The organism is Saccharomonospora glauca K62, assembly GCF_000243395.2.
GTDB classification, from domain to species: Bacteria; Actinomycetota; Actinomycetes; order Mycobacteriales; family Pseudonocardiaceae; genus Saccharomonospora; species Saccharomonospora glauca.
The window spans coordinates 3,478,083-3,495,271 of sequence record NZ_CM001484.1 but is presented as its reverse complement, the minus strand read 5'-3'; the positions used below and the strand labels follow the sequence as shown (position 1 = coordinate 3,495,271).

The following is a 17,189-nucleotide window of genomic DNA, read 5'->3' as shown; positions in this document are numbered from 1 at the left end:
AAAGGAACGTAAGCAATGTGCGCACATCCCGCGGGGCCCCGGCACGCGGAGGTCTATCCACACGCGGACCAGGCGGGCTTTCCGCCGTCCACTTCGGAGGAAATCGACCGGCTCTACCCGAAGGTCTGGCCACGAAACACCTACCGCGCTCCCGACGGTGTCGTGCGGATAGCGGGGGTGGACGTGCGCGAGCTCGCGAAGACGTACGGCACCCCGCTGTTCGTGATCGACGAGGTGGACTTCAAGGCGCGGTGTGCCGAGTACGCCGAGGCGTTCGAGGACCCGGCCCTGGTGCACTACGCCGCCAAGGCGTTCCTGTGCACGGAGGTGGCCCGCTGGGTGGCCGAGAAGGGGCTCAGTCTCGACGTGTGCAGCGGCGGTGAGCTGGCCATCGCGCTGCGGGCGGAGTTCCCGCCCGAGCGCATCACGTTCCACGGCAACAACAAGTCGCTCGCCGAGCTGGAACAGGCCGTGGAGGCCGGAGTGGGCACCGTGGTGCTCGACTCCTACCACGAGATCGCCCGGCTCGCCGAGATCGCCGAGCGCCACGACGTGGTGCAGCCGGTCCTGGTCAGGGTCACGGTGGGGGTCGAGGCGCACACGCACGAGTTCATCGCCACGGCCCACGAGGACCAGAAGTTCGGTTTCTCCCTGGCCTCCGGCGACGCCGCCGAGGCGGTACGCAGGGTGTTGAACACCACGTCGCTGAAGCTCGTCGGCCTCCACAGCCACATCGGGTCGCAGATCTTCGACACGGACGGCTTCGAGGTCGCCGCGCGCCGGGTCGTCGGACTGCTCGCGGACCTGCGGGCCGAACACGGTCAGGAACTGATCGAACAGCTGTCGCTGGTGGACCTCGGCGGCGGTTTCGGCATCTCCTACACCGACCGGGACAACCCGCCGCCGCCCGCGCAGATGATCACGCAGATCCGGGACATCGTGCGCAAGGAGTGCGCGTTCGCCGACCTGCCCGTGCCGCGGATCGCCGGTGAGCCGGGGCGGGCCATCGCCGGGCCGGGGACCGTGACGCTGTACGAGGTGGGCACGATCAAGGACGTCACGCTCGGTGAGGACATGTCGCGCCGCTACGTGAGCGTGGACGGCGGCATGAGCGACAACATCCGCACCGCCCTGTACGACGCGGCGTACGACTGCCGGCTGGTGTCCCGCGCCAGCGACGACGGCCAACCGGGCGAGGTTCGGGCGGTGCTGTCCCGTGTCGTGGGAAAGCACTGTGAGTCCGGTGACATCGTGGTCCGCGACTGCTGGTTGCCGGACACCCTGGCTCCCGGTGACCTGCTCGCCGTGGCGGCGACGGGGGCGTACTGCTACTCGATGGCGAGCAACTACAACAAGCAACCGAAACCCGCTGTGGTGGCGGTGCGTAACGGCAACCACAGGCTGTTGCTGAGGCGGGAGACGAACGAGGACATGTTCCGGTTGGAGGTGTCGTGAGCGAGCGTCGTGAGGCTCCCGTGCGGGTCGCGTTGCTGGGCTGCGGCACGGTCGGCAGCGAGGTCACTCGTCGGTTACTGGACGACGCCGACGAGTTGGCCGCGAGGATCGGTGCGCCCGTCGAGCTGGCCGGTATCGCGGTGCGGAGGCCGGACAAGCACCCGGACCTGCCGCAGCACCTGCTGACCGCCGACGCGGGCGAGCTCGTCGAGTCCGACGTGGACGTCGTGATCGAGTTGATCGGCGGCATCGATCCCGTGCGCGGCTGGTTGCTGACCGCCCTGCGCAAGGGGAAGTCGGTGGTCACCGGCAACAAGGCGCTGCTGGCCGAGCACGGCGCCGAACTCGCGGCCGCGGCGAGCGAGTCGGGCGCCGACCTCTACTACGAGGCCGCCGTGGCGGGTGCCATTCCGCTGTTGAGGCCGCTGCGGGAGTCCCTGGCGGGTGACCGGATCACCCGTGTCATGGGCATCGTCAACGGCACCACGAACTTCATCCTGTCCGCGATGGACGCCACGGGCGCGAGTTACGCCGAGACGCTCGACGAGGCGACCCGGCTCGGCTATGCGGAGGCCGACCCCAGCGCCGACGTGGACGGCTACGACGCCGCGTCGAAGGCCGCGATCCTCGCGTCGCTGGCCTTCCACACGCGGGTGACGGCGTCCGATGTGCACCGTGAGGGCATCAGGGGCATCAGTGCGTCGGACATCGTGGCGGCGAAGCGGCTGAACCGGACGGTGAAGCTGCTCGCGATCTGTGAGCGAGTGGTCGCGGAGGACGGCACCGAGTCGGTGTCGGCGAGGGTCCACCCGGTGATGATTCCGAGGAGCCACCAGCTCGCGGGCGTGGGCGGCGCGTTCAACGCGGTGTACGTCGAGGCGGAGGCCGCGGGCCAGCTCATGTTCTACGGCCAGGGTGCCGGGGGCGCTCCCACGGCCAGCGCCGTGCTGGGGGACTTCGTGGCGGCCGCGCGCAATCGGGTCGCGGGAGGCCGGGGGCCGCGCGAGTCCGCGCACGCCGCGCTTCCGGTGCGGCCGATGGGGCAGACGCCGACGCGGTACCACATCAGTCTCGACGTCGCCGACAAGCCGGGTGTGCTCGCCCAGATCGCGCAGGTCTTCGCCGTGCACGGCGTGAGCATCGCGGCGGTGCGGCAGCGGGACAAGCACTCCACCGCGAGCCTCGTGGTGGTGACGCACCTGGCGCCGGACGCGGCGCTGCAGGCCACGGTCAGTGAGATCAGCAAGCTGGACGTGGTGCGGGAAGTGGTCAGTGTGATGCGGGTGGAAGGCGAGGACTCGTGAACGCGCAGGGTTCTTCGGCGGCGGGGCAGGGCACGCGCCCTGGTTGGCCGGGCGTCATCGCGGCGTACGCGTCGCGCATTCCGGTCCCGGAAGGTGCCGAGATCATCACGTTGGGCGAGGGCAACACGCCGCTGCTGTTCGCGCCGCACCTGTCCGAGCTCACCGGCTGCACGGTGTACTTGAAGGTCGAGGGGGCCAACCCCACCGGCTCGTTCAAGGACCGCGGCATGACGGTGGCGATCACGCACGCGAAGGCCAGCGGGTTGAAGGCCGTCATCTGTGCGTCCACGGGCAACACGTCGGCCTCGGCGTCCGCCTACGCCTCCCGCGCGGGACTCACCACGGCGGTGCTGGTGCCCCAGGGCAAGATCGCGATGGGCAAGATGGCCCAGGCGGTGCGGCACGGTGCCCGCATCCTGCAGATCGACGGCAACTTCGACGACTGCCTGGAGCTGGCGCGCAAGACGGCGGCCGACTACCCGGTGACGTTGGTCAACTCGGTGAACCCCGTCCGGCTGGTGGGGCAGAAGACCGCGGCGTGGGAGATCTGTGACGTGCTCGGGCAGGCCCCCGACATCCACTGCCTCCCGGTGGGCAACGCGGGCAACATCACCGCCTACTGGGCCGGTTACACCGAGTACGCCGCCGACGGTGTCGTCGACAACGTTCCCCGTATGTTCGGCTTCCAGGCCGCGGGAGCCGCGCCGTTGGTGAAGGGCGAGCCGGTGAAGGACCCGGAGACGGTGGCGACGGCGATCCGGGTGGGTAGCCCGGCGTCGTGGGAGTCGGCGGTGAAGGCGAAGACGGCCAGCGGCGGTCTGTTCGAGGCCGTGACCGACGAGCGCATCCTGGACGCCTACCGGCTGCTGGCCCGGCGCGAGGGCGTGTTCGTGGAGCCCGCCTCGGCGACGAGCGTCGCCGGGCTGTTGCTGACGGCGGCCGACGGGCGACTGCCGAAGGGTTCGACCGTGGTGTGCACGGTCACGGGCCACGGTCTCAAGGATCCCGCCACGGCCCTGGAGGACAACGTGGAGGTCGAGCCGCTCGCGGTGGACCCGCGGGCCGTCGCGGCGGCGCTGCAACTGTAGTAGCCGTCGGGAAACGAGTGTTGGCGTGAAGTACACGATCACCGTTCCGGCGTCGACGGCGAACCTCGGTCCGGGGTTCGACACGTTCGGCCTGGCGTTGGCGCTGCACGACGTCGTCGAGGTCGAGGTGACGGCCTCCGGCCTCAGCGTCGAGGTGATCGATGCCGGGGCCGGGGACATGTCCGGCGTGCCCACCGACGAGTCGCATCTCGTGGTGCGCGCGCTTCGCCGTGCCTGTCGGCACCTGGACGTGAGCGTGCCGGGCCTGGCCCTGCGTTGTCACAACGCCATTCCGCACGCGCGAGGACTCGGTTCGTCGGCCGCGGCGGTCGTCGCGGGGATCGCGGCGGGATACGCGTTGGCGGGCAAGGACGTTGACGAGGGCGCGCTGCAGCTCGCCTCCGAGTTCGAGGGGCACGCCGACAACGCCGCGGCGAGTCTGCTGGGCGGGTTCGTGGTGGCGTGGCAGTCGGGCACCACGTTCCACGCGGAGCGGCTCGAACCGCACGCCGCGATCAGGCCGGTGGTGGCCGTGCCCGAGGAACGGTCGTCCACGGACCAGACGCGGGGCCTGCTGCCCGACTACGTGCCGCACGGCGACGCCGCGTTCACGGCGAGCCGGAGCGCGTTGACCGTGCACGCCGTGACCTCACGGCCGGACCTGCTGTTCGCGGCGACGGAGGACCGGCTGCACCAGGAGTACCGCGAGCCCGCGTATCCGGCCTCCGTGCGGTTGATGAGGGCCCTTCGGGCGCGCGGGGTGGCCGCCGTGATCTCGGGCGCGGGCCCCACCGTGCTCGCGTTGACCACCACGGGAATACTTCCCGACGGCGTGGACGTTACGGGATTCGAGGTCATGCCGTTACCCGTCGATCCGAACGGTGTCCGACTCGACACTGACTCCGCGTGACCACGCCCGGACACCCCTGAGGTGAGGCTCCTTCCGGCGATCGAAAAGGAAGGCGCCATGTGGGGGGTGGTTGTTGCACCGTGTGGCCGGGCGGTCTACCCTCGGAGGCGTTCGGTCACCGTGCGGTTTCCGCACCCGGTGCTGGTTCCGGAATCTTCCGGATCGGATCTTTTCCGTTGGTTCTCGACGGGGTTTCGGGTAAACACGGTGATCGATTGATCTCTTGACGGCGGTTCTCGCTGTGTCTCGCATGTTCGGCGATGGACCGGCCGCGGAGGGATTCAGTATGCCGTCTCGCAATTCGGACGCGGGCGGTGGTCCGCTGGTCCACGCGTGGAGCGTTGACCGGTCAGGAAGGACATGTGTGAGCAACACCGATCTGTTGAGCGGCGACGAGACCCAGGCAGCCCCATCTGCATCGTCCGACTCGGGTGAGCGGACGCCGCAGTCCAACGGCACGGGAACGACTCCCAGACGGCGACCCGGTGGCCTGTCGGGCATGGTGATCGCCGAACTGCGGGCACTCGCCACCGAGTTGGGCATCAGCGACACCACGGGGATGCGCAAGGGCGACCTGATCGCGGCCATCCGTGAGCGCCAGGGCAAGACGAAGCGCACGAGGTCGACGGCCAAGGACACCGCTACCGAGGCCGCCAAGGAGGCGACCCCGCCCCTCGACGGGGTGGACCGGGCCGGTGACGGCAAGGAGAAGCGGTCCACCAAGCGCGGCGGCTCCGGTGAGGACGCGGGTTCGTCCGGGCACGCTGCCGGGGGCGACGCCGACACGGGCGCCGGTAAGGACACCGGTGAGGCCAAGGGCGGCAAGGACACCGCCCAGGAGGCCAAACCCTCGGGGGAGACCCAGGACGACGGAGGAAGCAGGCCGAACAGGCGTCGGCGTGGTTCCGGCCGGGGCGGTTCGAGTTCCGGTGAGGCCGGTGCCGCGCAACGTTCCGACGACGAATCGAGCCAGCGTGACGGCGGGGACAAGGACGGTAAGTCCGACTCCGGCAAGTCCGAGGCCAAGGACGGCAAGTCCGACGGCAAGCAGGCCGGCAACCAGCAGCGCGGCCAGAACGGCAACGCCAACGGTGGCCAGAACGGCAACCAGGGCGAGGACGAGGAGCGCGGCGGCCGTCGCAGCAGGCGTTTCCGCGACCGTCGTCGCCGTGGCCGGGGTGAAGGCGGCGGTGCCGACACCGAGATCAGGGAAGACGACGTGCTTCTCCCCGTCGCGGGCATTCTCGACGTGCTGGAGAACTACGCGTTCGTGCGGACCTCGGGTTATCTGCCCGGCCCCAACGACGTCTACGTGTCGCTGTCGTTGGTCCGCAAGTACGGTCTGCGTCGTGGCGACGCCATCACGGGTGTCGTCAAGCAGCCGCGCGAGGGTGAGCAGCAGCGTCAGAAGTTCAACCCGCTGGTGCGTGTCGACTCGATCAACGGGCTCGACCCCGAGGTCGCGAAGAAGCGCCCCGAGTTCCACAAGCTGACGCCGTTGTACCCGAACGAGCGGCTGCGGCTGGAGACCACGCCGAACAAGCTGACCACGCGAGTCATCGACCTGGTGATGCCGGTCGGCAAGGGACAGCGCGCGCTGATCGTGTCCCCGCCCAAGGCGGGCAAGACGACGATCATGCAGGACATCGCGAACGCGATCACCACGAACAACCCCGAGTGCCACCTCATGGTGGTGCTGGTGGACGAGCGGCCGGAAGAGGTCACCGACATGCAGCGGTCGGTGAAGGGTGAGGTCATCGCCTCCACCTTCGACCGCCCGCCGTCGGACCACACCTCGGTGGCGGAGCTGTCCATCGAGCGGGCCAAGCGGCTCGTCGAGATGGGGCACGACGTCGTGGTGCTGCTCGACTCCATCACCCGGCTCGGTCGTGCCTACAACCTGGCCGCTCCGGCGTCCGGGCGCATTCTGTCGGGTGGTGTCGACTCCACGGCGCTGTTCCCGCCGAAGCGGTTTTTGGGCGCGGCCCGCAACATCGAGGGCGGCGGCTCGCTCACCATCTTCGCCACGGCGATGGTGGAGACGGGCTCCACCGGCGACACGGTGATCTTCGAGGAGTTCAAGGGCACCGGCAACGCCGAGCTCAAGCTCGACCGCAAGATCGCCGAGCGGCGGGTGTTCCCGGCCGTGGACGTCAACCCGTCGGGTACGCGCAAGGAGGAGCTGCTGCTCTCGCCCGACGAGTTGGCGGTGACCCACAAGCTGCACCGGGTGCTGCACGCGCTCGACTCCCAGCAGGCCATCGACCTGCTGCTGGACCGGTTGCGGAAGACCAAGACGAACGCCGAGTTCCTGATGCAGGTCTCCAAGACCGCTCCGGGAGCGGACGACGACTGAGAGTTGTCGGACCCCATCGGCTGGTGCGGTGTCGTCGACCGACGGGCCCACCAGCCGGTGTGGGGGAAATATCCGCCCGTAAGGGTGCGTTGAAAAGATCGTCTGCCCCTCTGGCAGACTTGTTCCGCTGACGTCCGGCTCCGGTTCACCCCGCGGGTACGGGGATCCGGCGGCCACGAGGAGAGGACACCATGAAGAGCGGTATTCACCCCGACTACCACGTCACCACCGTGACCTGCGGTTGTGGCAACACCTTCACCACCCGCAGCACCGCCGCCTCCGACTCCATCCAGGTCGAGATCTGCTCGAACTGCCACCCGTTCTACACGGGTAAGCAGAAGATCCTCGACACCGGTGGTCGAGTGGCGCGCTTCGAGGCTCGCTACGGCAAGCGCAAGAAGTAGCTTGGTGGACGGCGCTCGCTTCTGCTCGTGCGGCAGGAGCGAGCGCCGTTTCGCGTTTCCCAGTGCCCGTGGTTGGTAAGGCAGGCGTTCGAGGAAGGTAAGGCCGTGGAGTCGGAATCACTGCGAGGGTTGCTCGACGAGTACGCCGAGCTCGAAGAGCAGTTGGCGGACCCGGCAGTGCATGCCGATCAGGCCCGTGCCCGCAAGCTGGGGCGTCGCTACGCGGAGTTGGCGCCCGTGGTCAAGACGGTGAGGGAACTCGAAGCCACTCGCTCCGACCTGGCCGCGGCCAAGGAGCTGGCCGCCGAGGACGAGGCGTTCGCCGAGGAGGCCCAGCGGCTGGCCGAGCGGATTCCGGCGTTGGAAGCGCGGTTGACGGAGCTGCTGCTGCCTCGCGACCCCTACGACGGCTCGGACGTCGTCATGGAGATCAAGTCGGGCGAGGGCGGTGAGGAGTCCGCGTTGTTCGCCGGCGACCTGCTGCGGATGTATTTGCGGTTCGCCGAACGGCAGGGCTGGACGACCGAGATCCTCGACGCCACGCCGTCGGACCTCGGCGGCTACAAGGACGTGACGGTCTCGATCAAGAGCAAGGGCACGGACGTCGAGGGTGTGTGGGCCCGGCTGAAGTTCGAAGGCGGCGTTCACCGCGTGCAGCGCGTGCCCGCCACCGAGTCGCAGGGCCGCATCCACACCTCGGCCGCGGGCGTGTTGATCTATCCCGAGCCGGAGGAGATCGAGGTCGAGATCGACCCCAACGACCTGCGCATCGACGTGTTCCGCTCGTCGGGCCCCGGCGGCCAGAGCGTCAACACCACCGACTCGGCGGTCCGGGTCACGCACCTCCCCACCGGCATCGTGGTGTCGTGCCAGAACGAGAAGTCGCAGATCCAGAACCGGGCGCGGGCCATCCAGGTGTTGCAGGCGCGGTTGCAGGCGCTGGCGGAGGAGGAGGCCGCCGCGAAGGCCGCCGACGCCCGCCGCTCGCAGGTGCGGACGGTCGACCGGTCGGAGCGGGTGCGCACCTACAACTTCCCCGAGAATCGGATCTCCGACCACCGCGTCAACTACAAGGCCTACAACCTGGACCAGGTGCTGGACGGGGAGTTGACGGGAGTGCTGGACGCGCTGCGCGCCGCCGACCGGGAGGAGCGGATGGCGCAGGCCCGGGCGGAGGGCTGAACGGCCGCTCCCGCCACGTCGGGACCCGTGGCAACGGTTCGCCCGACGCGGGCATCGAAGTGGTCTGTTCCGAATCCGCGTTCTCCCGGTGCCGCTTTTGACCTTTTTCAGCAGCCGTTCGCCGGGGCGTTTCGCGTGTTATAACCCTGCTGTCATTGATCAGAGAGGGGCGATCGTGACATCGGGCAGGGGGTGTGGATGGCGGACCACGAAGCCGCCCTCGCCGAACTCACCTCACTGCTCGCCGAGTGCGTGGAGGGCCGGGGCGGGCTCGCGCTGATCACCGGCGGGCTCGGAAGCGGGAAGACCGAGCTGCTGCGGCGATTCGCCGACCGTGCCGCCGAAGCCGGGGCACTGGTGCTGTGCGCTCGCGGGATCTGGAGCGAGCGGTCACTTCCGGCGGGAGTGTTGGACCAGCTCGTCCACGGCGCGGGAGTGTCACCCGAGACCACCGACCGACTCGCCGCTTTCGCCACGGCCTGCGCGGAGGAGTCGTCGGACCGATCGAGCCTGCGGCTGCGCCACGAGTTGTGCTCGGAGCTGTCGCGGCTTTCCCACGGGCGACCGGTCGTGATCAGCGTCGACGACGTGCAGTTCGCGGACCGGCAGTCGCGGGAGTTTCTGCTCCGCCTGTGCCGGCGGGTGTCCTCGGCGCGGCTCCTGTTGGTCCTCGCGGAGCGGGAGCACTCCCACTCGCTGGCGATGCGCCTGCACGCGGAGCTCGACCCGAGCTCGGTCCGGCGGGTTCGGCTCGGTCCGCTGAGCGAGTCGGAGGTCACCGCGTTGCTCTCGGAGCGCCTCGGCCCCACCGGGGCCTCGCGGCTCGCGCCGTTGTGGTGTCGTTGGAGCGGCGGCAACGTGATGTTGGTGCGGGCGATGGCCGCCGATCTCGCCGCGGGGCACGAGGTCGACGAGCGCACGTTGGGGCCCACCGGCGTCGAGACGGTGCTCGCGGCACTGCATCGGTGGGAGCCGTCGCTCTCGGCCGTCGCCAAGGCGATGGCGGTGCTCGCGGACGACTGTTCGGTGGACCTCGTCGCACGTCTCGCGGATCTCACCACCGAGGTGACCGAGCGGCTCATGGGGGCCTTGGAGGCCTCGGGGCTGGTGATGGGCGCCCGGTTCCGGCACGCCGGGGTGCGCGCGGCGGTGCTGCGCGGTCTGACCGCCGACGAACGCTCCGCGTTGCACGGCCGGGCTGCCGAGGCGCTCCACCGCCGGGGTGACGACGCCACCACGGTGGCGACTCACCTGCTCGCGCTCGACCGGGTCGACAACTGGGCGGTCGACGTGTTGCGAATCGCTGCCGAGCAGGCGTTGTCGGCCGACGAGGTCGAGGACGCGATCCGCTGCCTGGAACTCGCGTCGACCGCCGCTGTCGGAGCCCAGCGGTTCGAGATCGGTCGAATGCTCGTCCGCGCGTTGTGGCGGATCAACCCGGCCGCGTCGGCCACGTACCTCGAACCACTGCGCACGGCGTTGTGGGCGGGCCGGTCGCGGGGCCGGGACGTGGTGCTCGTGCTGTGGCACGCCTTCTGGTCCGGCGACCACGACACGGTCGACTGCGTGTTGGCGGCGTGCCGCGAGAATCCCGAGCTCCTCGACGTCCGGTCGGCGGCGGAGCTGAGGATCATCTGCCACGTCCACGGACTGGGCCCGGAGTCCGGGGACGCCCCGGAAGGGGGACCGCCGAGTTCCGACCCGTGGGCCGAGGCCGGACGCGTGCTCGGCCGGTTCTGGACCACGAAGTTCGACCGCCGGGACCTCTCCGCCGCGGAGCACGTGCTGAAGAGCAGCCACCCCGGCGAGACGGCACCGGAAGTGGTCGTCACCGCGCTTTTGGCCCTGGTCTTCGCGGGCGAGCCCGACAGCGCCGCACGCTGGTGCGAGCGAATGATCGCCAGGGCCGCCGACGGCGGGGCGAACACGTGGCGAGCGCTGTGCGAGGTCGTGCGAGCTCACCTGACCCTGCGGCGGGGGGATTCGGCCACGGCCTTCCGCCTCGCCGCCTCGGCGATGAGGTTGCTGCCGACCCAGGGCTGGGGGGTGTTGATCGGCTATCCCGTCGCCGTGCAACTCCTCGCCCTGACCGAGACGGGGGAGCCGGACGTGCTGGAGGAACTGCTGCGGCTGCCGGTGCCGGAGGCGATGTTCGACGGCGTGATCGGTTTGTTCTACCTGCACGCTCGGGGACACGCCCACCTGGCTCAGGGCCGCGCACTCGCCGCCATCAGCGACTTCCAGACCTGCGCCGCGAGGATGAGACAGCGGGGCTCGGACCTGCCGTTGGTGGCGCCGTGGCGGCTCGACCTCGCGGAGGCCAACCTCGCGCTCGGCAGACCCGACGCCGCCCGTGACCTCGTCACTGAGCAGCTCGGGAACGCGGATCGGCGGACCCGTGGCATCGCGTTGCGACTGTTGGCCGAGCTGAACGGCCCCCGCCAGCGCGCCGAGCTGCTACGGAAGTCGGTCGAGCTGCTGAAAGCCTGCGGTGACGGTCGGGAACTCGCGAGGACGCGACGTCGGTTCGAGCGGCTCTTCGACGGAAGGACCGCCCACGTCGACCGGTTGGCCGCCCACGGTGTCCCGGCGTTGAGCGACTCCGAACGCCGGGTCGCCGAACTCGCCGCCCTCGGCCACACCAACCGCGAGATCAGCGCTCTGCTCTACATCACGGTGAGCACGGTCGAACAGCACCTCACCAGGGTGTACCGGAAGTTGGGAGTGAAGGGTCGTGCCGAACTCCCGCGAGAACTGGGCATTCACGCCGACGCCTGCGGCACGGGTGCCTGAGTCCTGTTCCCCGACAAGAGAAGGAGAACGCGCAATGGCGCCCGAATCCCCCGCACCTCACTGTCGGATCTGCGGTGACGCGGTCACCGAGTTCCTCGACTTCGGTACCCAGCCGTTGTCGGACGCCTTCCGCGATCCGTCGGACTCGACGGAGGAGTACACCTTCCGGCTCGCGGTCGGCCTGTGCGAGACGTGCGGCATGGTGCAGTTGACGGAGGAAGTGCCGCGCGAGGCGATGTTCCACGAGGACTATCCGTACCTGTCGCGCGGGTCGGTGGTGATGCGCGAGCACTTCCGACGCATGGCGGAGAGGTTCCTCGCCACGGAACTGTCCGGAGAGGACTCGTTCATCGTCGAGCTGGGGTGCAACGACGGCACCATGCTCAAGACGGTGGCCGAGGCGGGAGTGCGGCACCTGGGAGTGGAGCCCTCGGGTGCCGTGGCCGATCTGGCGGCCGGTGAGGGCGTGCGGGTGCGGAAGGACTTCTTCGAGGAGGCCACGGCTCTCGACATCGTGGAGGCCGAGGGCCGGGCGGACGTGATCTACGCGGCCAACACCCTGTGCCACATCCCCTACATGTCCTCGATCCTGCGGGGAGTCACCACGCTGTTGAAGCCCGACGGGGTGTTCGTGTTCGAGGACCCCTACCTCGGGGACATCGTCGAGCGCACGTCGTTCGACCAGATCTACGACGAGCACTTCTTTTTCTTCAGTGCGAGCTCCGTCGACGAGATGGCCCGCAGGCACGGTCTCGAACTGGTCGACGTGGAGCACCTTCCCGTGCACGGCGGTGAGATCCGCTACACGCTCGCTCGCCCCGGAGCACGCAAGCGCAGTGCCGCGGTCGACGAGTTGCTCACCTCCGAACGCCGGGCGGGGCTCGGGGAACTCGCCGTGCTGAAGGCGTTCGCGGACCGGGTGTACGCGGTCCGCGACGAGTTGGTGGCGCTTTTGAGGCGCCTGCGGGCGGAGGGCCATCGCATCGTGGGGTACGGCGCCACCGCGAAGAGCGCCACGGTGACCAACTTCTGCGGTATCGGGCCCGAGCTGGTGGAGTTCGTGTGCGACACCACGCCCGCGAAGCAGTACAAGCTCACCCCCGGCGCGCACATCCCGGTTCGGCCGCCGGAGGCGTTCGCCGAGAACTACCCGTCGTACGCGCTGCTGTTCGCCTGGAACCACGCCGACGAGATTATGGCCAAGGAGCAGGCGTTCCGCGAGGCGGGTGGCCGCTGGATCCGGTACGTGCCCCACGTGCACGTGGTCTGACGATGGGGTCCGCGCTGACGGGAGTCCGGGTGGTCGTGCTCGGAGGCTCGGGATTCATCGGTTCGGCCGTCGCCGCGCGGTTCGTGGCGGCGGGGGCGACCGTGAGGTCGGTGTCGTCGAGCGGTCGTGCTCCTTGTGCCCACGTGGAGGCGGTGGCCGCCGATCTGACCGAGCCCGGCCGGGTGGCCGAGGTGATCGCGGACGCGGACGTGGTGCTGCCGCTCGTGTTGTACACGGGCGGCAGCACGTACCGGATCGGGGACCACGAGGCCGAGGCGGCGGAGCGGGTGAACGTCGCCGTCGTGCGTTCGGCGATCGCGTCCGCAGCGGGGCGGGTGGTGGTGTTCGCCGGTTCGACGTCCCAGGTCGGCGCGGGGGCCCGCGATCGCGTCGACGGCACGGAGCCGGACGAGCCGACCACCGAGTACGACCGCCAGAAGCTGGTGGCCGAACGCGTGGTGCTCGACGGGGGAGGCGTCAGTCTGCGGCTTCCCACGGTCTACGGGCCCGCTCCGAGCGCGCTCGACCGGGGAGTGGTGACCGCGATGGTGCGCAGGGCGCTGGCGGGCGAACCGCTGACGGTGTGGGGCGACGGCGCCGTGGAGCGGGATCTCGTGTTCGTCGACGACGTCGCGAACGCGTTCGTCCACGCCGTCGTCGACGCCCCTCGGCTGGCGGGACGCCACTGGCTTCTGGGTTCGGGTCGCGGTGTCAGCGTGCGTGAGCTGTTCGAGCGGGTGGCGGCGGCCGTGTCCGCCCACACCGGACGGCCCCCGGTTCCGGTGGTGTCCGTGCCCCCGCCGACGGAGGCCACCGAGATGGACGGACGCAGTCTCGTCGCCGATCCCGCGGCGTTCACGGAGGTCACCGGATGGCGCGCCGAGGTCGACTTGTCCGCCGGAATCGACGCGACCGTCGCGGCCGTGGCGGTTCGGGAGGGCCGGACGGGCGACCCCTATTCCGGGAGTTAGGGGTCGCCCGGTGGTTGACCACCGGAAACGCGGGCGGCGAAGCTTGCCGGTGTCGGCCGGTGACGTCGGCCGAGGTCCCTCACGGTCGGTCGTCGGCGACGCGGAAAAGCCGGTCCTGCCGAAGGAGTCGCTCGGTGGTTGCTCCCCTTCGTCCTTTGTCACGCGACGAGGTCGCGGCCCGCCTGACCGATTCGCTGTTCGCGCCGGGGTCCCACTTCCCGGACACGGCCGAGGTGCACGACTGGCTCGCCGGACTGTCGCGACGCACCTGGATGAAGACGCGACGGGCGGGGCTCGACGAGCTGACCGGGTGGGTCCGGGAACCCGACACGGGGTTCCTGCGGCATCACACGGGCCGGTTCTTCAGCGTCGAGGCGGTGTCGGTGGAGCGCGACGACGCCGTGGTGGCGTCGTGGCGGCAGCCGATCATCAACCAGCCCGAGATCGGGATTCTCGGAATCCTGGTGAAGGAGATCGACGGTGTGCTGCACTGCCTGGTCCAGGCCAAGCAGGAACCGGGCAATCCCGGAGGTGGACTGCAACTGTCACCGACGGTGCAGGCGACCCGCAGCAACTACACGGGAGTCCATAAGGGACGATCGATCCCGTATCTGAGGTACTTCCGGGAACCCGCCGGGCATCGGGTGCTCGTGGACATCCGGCAGTCGGAGCAGGGGGCCTGGTTCTACCGCAAGCGCAACCGCAACATGGTGGTGGAGGTCGACGAGCCCGTCCCGCTGGCCGACGGATTCTGTTGGCTGACCCTGAGACAGCTCGCCGAACTGCTCACCGTGCCGGACCTCGTGAACATGGACACGCGGACGGTACTGGCCTGCCTGCCGGGCGGTGGCCGGTACTGGACGAACTCCGTCGCCTCGCGGTCGGGCGACGACTTCCGCGCGGCGCTGGCGCGTTCCGCCGATCCCAGCGCGCCGTCCGTGCACACCACCGACGAGGTGCTGAGCTGGATCACCGAGGCCAGGACGCGCACCGATCTGCGTGTGCACCGCACGCCACTGCGGGGGCTGCCGGGGTGGCGCGAGAAGGACGGTGTGATCTCCCACCACAGCGACCGTTTCTTCTCCGTCGTCGGCGTGCACGTGGAGGCCGAGGGCAGGGAAGTGGGCGCGTGGTCACAACCGATGATCGAACCCGTGGGGACGGGCGTGATCGCCTTTGTCGTCAAGGAGATCGGCGGTGTGCTGCACGTCCTCACCCACGCCAGGACCGAGCCCGGCTACGCCGACGTCGTGGAACTCGCCCCCACCGTGCAGTGCACCCCCGAGAACTACGAGCTGCTTCCCGACGCGGCGCGGCCCCGGTTCCTCGACGAGGTGCTGCGATCGACGCGGGTGCGTTTCGACACGGTGTTGTCCGAGGAGGGAGGTCGGTTCCTGACGGCGCAGAACCGGTACCTCATCGTGGAGACCGACACCGACGTCGCCGTCGACGACCCCCACTACCGTTGGTTGACGTTGTCCCAGTACGACGAACTGCTGCGACACAGCTTCTACGTCAACATCCAGGCGCGCAGCCTGCTGCTGTGCCTGCGGAGCCTGGCCGTGGTGTGAGAAGTCCCGGCGACGCTACTCATCCGCCTCGGTCGCGTCCGCCACGCGCATCAGCAGGTGGCCCCGGCGATACCGCTCCCCTTCGCCCGGTTCTCGTAGCAGGCGGCCGACCTCGGTGAACCCGGCCTCGCCCGCCAGGGCAGCGAGTTCGTCGATCGGCCATCGGTAGGCCGTCGTCACCTTGTGGTCGAACGTCGTGAGTGGCCCGCCCTCCGCCTCGAAGAAGGCCAGCAGGAGGTGGCCGCCGGGCGCGAGCACTCGACGGAACTCGGCGAAGTACGACGGCACGTCCCGCGGCGGGGTGTGGATGAGCGAGTACCACGACACGATGCCGCGGAGCGCGCCGTCGGCGAGGTCGAGGGCGTCCATGGAACCGCACTCGAACCGGATGTCGGGGTAGGCCTCGCGGGCGAGCTCGATCATCGCCGAGGAGAGGTCGACGCCGAAGACGTCGAGCCCCAGCTTTCGCAGGAACGCGGTGGTCTGGCCGGGGCCGCACCCCAGTTCGGCGACGGGGCCGGAGTCGGTCCGCGCGAATTCGGCGAACGCGGTGAGCACGGCGCGGTCCAGGGGAAGGGCGTCCAGGGAGTCGCGAGCGAACTCGGCGTAGACGGTGGCGACGGCGTCGTAGGCCTCCGCCGTCGTGCGGAGGGAGGGTTCGGTCACGGGGAGGACAGTAGTGGTTCGGCCTTGCCGTGTGCCCGCGAGCCTAGAGCGAGGCCAGTACCGAGCGAAGCGCGTCGATCACGCGGTCTTGCGTCTCGCGCGGCAACGACGGGTACATCGGGAGGGAGAAGATCTCCTTCGCCAGTGCTTCGGTGACCGGCAGGCTGCCCTCGGAGTAGCCGAGGTGGGAAAAGCCCGTCATCGTGTGCACCGGCCACGGATAGCTGATGTTGAGCTGAATGTCGTAGGCCTTCAACGCTTCGAGGATCGCGTCCCGGCGGGGATGGCGCACGACGTACACGTAGTACACGTGCGTGTTGCCCTCGGCGGTGGTGGGCAGGACGAGTTCGGTGTCGGACAGCGCCTCGACGTAGCGGTCGGCGACGGCCTGCCTGCCCTTGATGTAGTCGTCGAGCCTCCGTAGCTTGCGCCGCAGGATCTCGGCCTGCACCTCGTCGAGCCTGCAGTTGTGCCCCGGTGTTTCGACGACGTAGTACCGCTCCTCCATCCCGTAGTAGCGGTGGCGGCGGAGGTTGGCGTCGATGGTGGGGTCGTCGGTGATCGTCGCGCCCCCGTCACCGTAGGCGCCGAGCACCTTCGTGGGGTAGAAGGAGAACGCCGCTGCGGTGCCCATGGACCCGGCCACCTCGCCGTGCTGGCGGGCGCCGTGGGCCTGCGCGCAGTCCTCCAGAACGAGCAGGTCGTGCTTCTCGGCCAACGCGCGCAGTGGCGCCATGTCGACGCACTGCCCGTAGAGGTGGACGGGAAGCAGGCACCGCGTCCTGGGGGTGATCGCCGCTTCGACCTGGTCGACGTTCATCAGGTAGGTGTCGGGGTCGACGTCGACGAAGACCGGCGTGGCACCGACGGCGTCGATCGCCACGACCGTGGGCGCCGCCGTGTTCGACACGGTGATCACTTCGTCGCCCTTGCCGATGCCCATGGCCTGGAGCGCGAGCCGGATCGCGTTGGTGCCGTTGTCGACGCCGACGCAGTGGGAGACGCCGTGGTAGTCGGCGAACTCCGATTCGAACGACGAGACGCTCTTGCCGAGGACGAGCCGCCCCGAGGAGAACACCGTCTCCACCGCGTCGAGGATGTCGGCGCGCTCGTCGTGGTATTCGTGCAGATAGTCCCAGACCAGCGTTGGCATCGTCGTCCTTCTCGACTCGCGCGGTTTGCCGCCAGCATAGGCAGGGAGGGGGTCGTAGGGGTAACC

General features: G+C 69.5%; 13 protein-coding genes. 11 read left to right on the top strand and 2 right to left on the bottom strand.

Annotated features, from left to right (window positions below; all coding sequences use genetic code 11):
• Positions 1-15: 15 nt before the first annotated feature.
• The 11 genes from lysA to SACGLDRAFT_RS16280 all read left to right on the top strand — a co-directional run bounded on the left by lysA (position 16) and on the right by SACGLDRAFT_RS16280 (position 15,304).
• On the top strand, positions 16-1,455 hold the full coding sequence (lysA, locus tag SACGLDRAFT_RS16330; protein ID WP_005465965.1) for a diaminopimelate decarboxylase: 1,440 nt from the start codon (positions 16-18) through the stop codon (positions 1,453-1,455).
• On the top strand, positions 1,452-2,759 hold the full coding sequence (locus SACGLDRAFT_RS16325; RefSeq protein WP_005465964.1) for a homoserine dehydrogenase: 1,308 nt from the start codon (positions 1,452-1,454) through the stop codon (positions 2,757-2,759). The genes lysA and SACGLDRAFT_RS16325 overlap by 4 nt, the downstream gene beginning before the upstream one ends.
• Positions 2,756-3,847 (top strand): threonine synthase, encoded by a 1,092-nt coding sequence (gene thrC, locus SACGLDRAFT_RS16320; protein ID WP_005465963.1) that lies wholly within the window; start codon positions 2,756-2,758, stop codon positions 3,845-3,847. Before SACGLDRAFT_RS16325 ends, thrC begins: the two co-directional genes overlap by 4 nt.
• A gap of 25 nt (positions 3,848-3,872) precedes the next feature.
• Positions 3,873-4,757: a homoserine kinase gene (thrB, locus tag SACGLDRAFT_RS16315; protein ID WP_005465962.1), complete on the top strand. Its 885-nt coding sequence runs from the start codon at positions 3,873-3,875 to the stop codon at positions 4,755-4,757.
• A 364-nt stretch (positions 4,758-5,121) separates the two neighbouring features.
• Positions 5,122-7,113: a transcription termination factor Rho gene (gene rho / locus SACGLDRAFT_RS16310; RefSeq protein ID WP_040919191.1), complete on the top strand. Its 1,992-nt coding sequence runs from the start codon at positions 5,122-5,124 to the stop codon at positions 7,111-7,113.
• Between the two features lie 191 nt (positions 7,114-7,304).
• On the top strand, positions 7,305-7,517 hold the full coding sequence (gene rpmE, locus SACGLDRAFT_RS16305) for a 50S ribosomal protein L31 (protein ID WP_005465960.1): 213 nt from the start codon (positions 7,305-7,307) through the stop codon (positions 7,515-7,517).
• Between the two features lie 105 nt (positions 7,518-7,622).
• Positions 7,623-8,699 (top strand): peptide chain release factor 1, encoded by a 1,077-nt coding sequence (gene prfA / locus SACGLDRAFT_RS16300; protein ID WP_005465959.1) that lies wholly within the window; start codon positions 7,623-7,625, stop codon positions 8,697-8,699.
• A 198-nt stretch (positions 8,700-8,897) separates the two neighbouring features.
• On the top strand, positions 8,898-11,492 hold the full coding sequence (locus SACGLDRAFT_RS16295) for an AAA family ATPase (RefSeq protein ID WP_005465956.1): 2,595 nt from the start codon (positions 8,898-8,900) through the stop codon (positions 11,490-11,492).
• Positions 11,493-11,526: 34 nt separating this feature from the next.
• Entirely contained in the window at positions 11,527-12,762 is a 1,236-nt protein-coding gene (locus SACGLDRAFT_RS16290; protein WP_005465955.1) for a class I SAM-dependent methyltransferase, read from the top strand.
• 2 nt (positions 12,763-12,764) lie between these two features.
• Complete coding sequence (locus SACGLDRAFT_RS16285; protein WP_005465954.1) at positions 12,765-13,733, top strand: NAD-dependent epimerase/dehydratase family protein; 969 nt, start codon at positions 12,765-12,767, stop codon at positions 13,731-13,733.
• 134 nt (positions 13,734-13,867) lie between these two features.
• Positions 13,868-15,304 (top strand): NDP-hexose 2,3-dehydratase family protein, encoded by a 1,437-nt coding sequence (locus tag SACGLDRAFT_RS16280; protein WP_005465953.1) that lies wholly within the window; start codon positions 13,868-13,870, stop codon positions 15,302-15,304.
• 15 nt (positions 15,305-15,319) lie between these two features.
• On the opposite strand, the gene SACGLDRAFT_RS16275 is transcribed toward SACGLDRAFT_RS16280, so the two are convergent.
• Positions 15,320-15,970, bottom strand: coding sequence for a class I SAM-dependent DNA methyltransferase (locus SACGLDRAFT_RS16275; RefSeq protein WP_005465951.1), 651 nt, complete (start codon positions 15,968-15,970; stop codon positions 15,320-15,322).
• 43 nt (positions 15,971-16,013) lie between these two features.
• Entirely contained in the window at positions 16,014-17,123 is a 1,110-nt protein-coding gene (locus tag SACGLDRAFT_RS16270) for a DegT/DnrJ/EryC1/StrS family aminotransferase (RefSeq protein WP_005465949.1), read from the bottom strand.
• Positions 17,124-17,189 lie beyond the last annotated feature (66 nt).

Excerpts from the sequence above, each read along its gene's own strand:
- SACGLDRAFT_RS16285 (WP_005465954.1), top strand. The coding sequence starts at position 12,765 with ATGGGGTCCGCGCTGACGGGAGTCCGGGTGGTCGTGCTCGGAGGCTCG.
- SACGLDRAFT_RS16270 (WP_005465949.1), bottom strand. The coding sequence starts at position 17,123 with ATGCCAACGCTGGTCTGGGACTATCTGCACGAATACCACGACGAGCGC.
- SACGLDRAFT_RS16290 (WP_005465955.1), top strand. The coding sequence starts at position 11,527 with ATGGCGCCCGAATCCCCCGCACCTCACTGTCGGATCTGCGGTGACGCG.
- rpmE (WP_005465960.1), top strand. The coding sequence starts at position 7,305 with ATGAAGAGCGGTATTCACCCCGACTACCACGTCACCACCGTGACCTGC.
- SACGLDRAFT_RS16295 (WP_005465956.1), top strand. The coding sequence starts at position 8,898 with ATGGCGGACCACGAAGCCGCCCTCGCCGAACTCACCTCACTGCTCGCC.
- lysA (WP_005465965.1), top strand. The coding sequence starts at position 16 with ATGTGCGCACATCCCGCGGGGCCCCGGCACGCGGAGGTCTATCCACAC.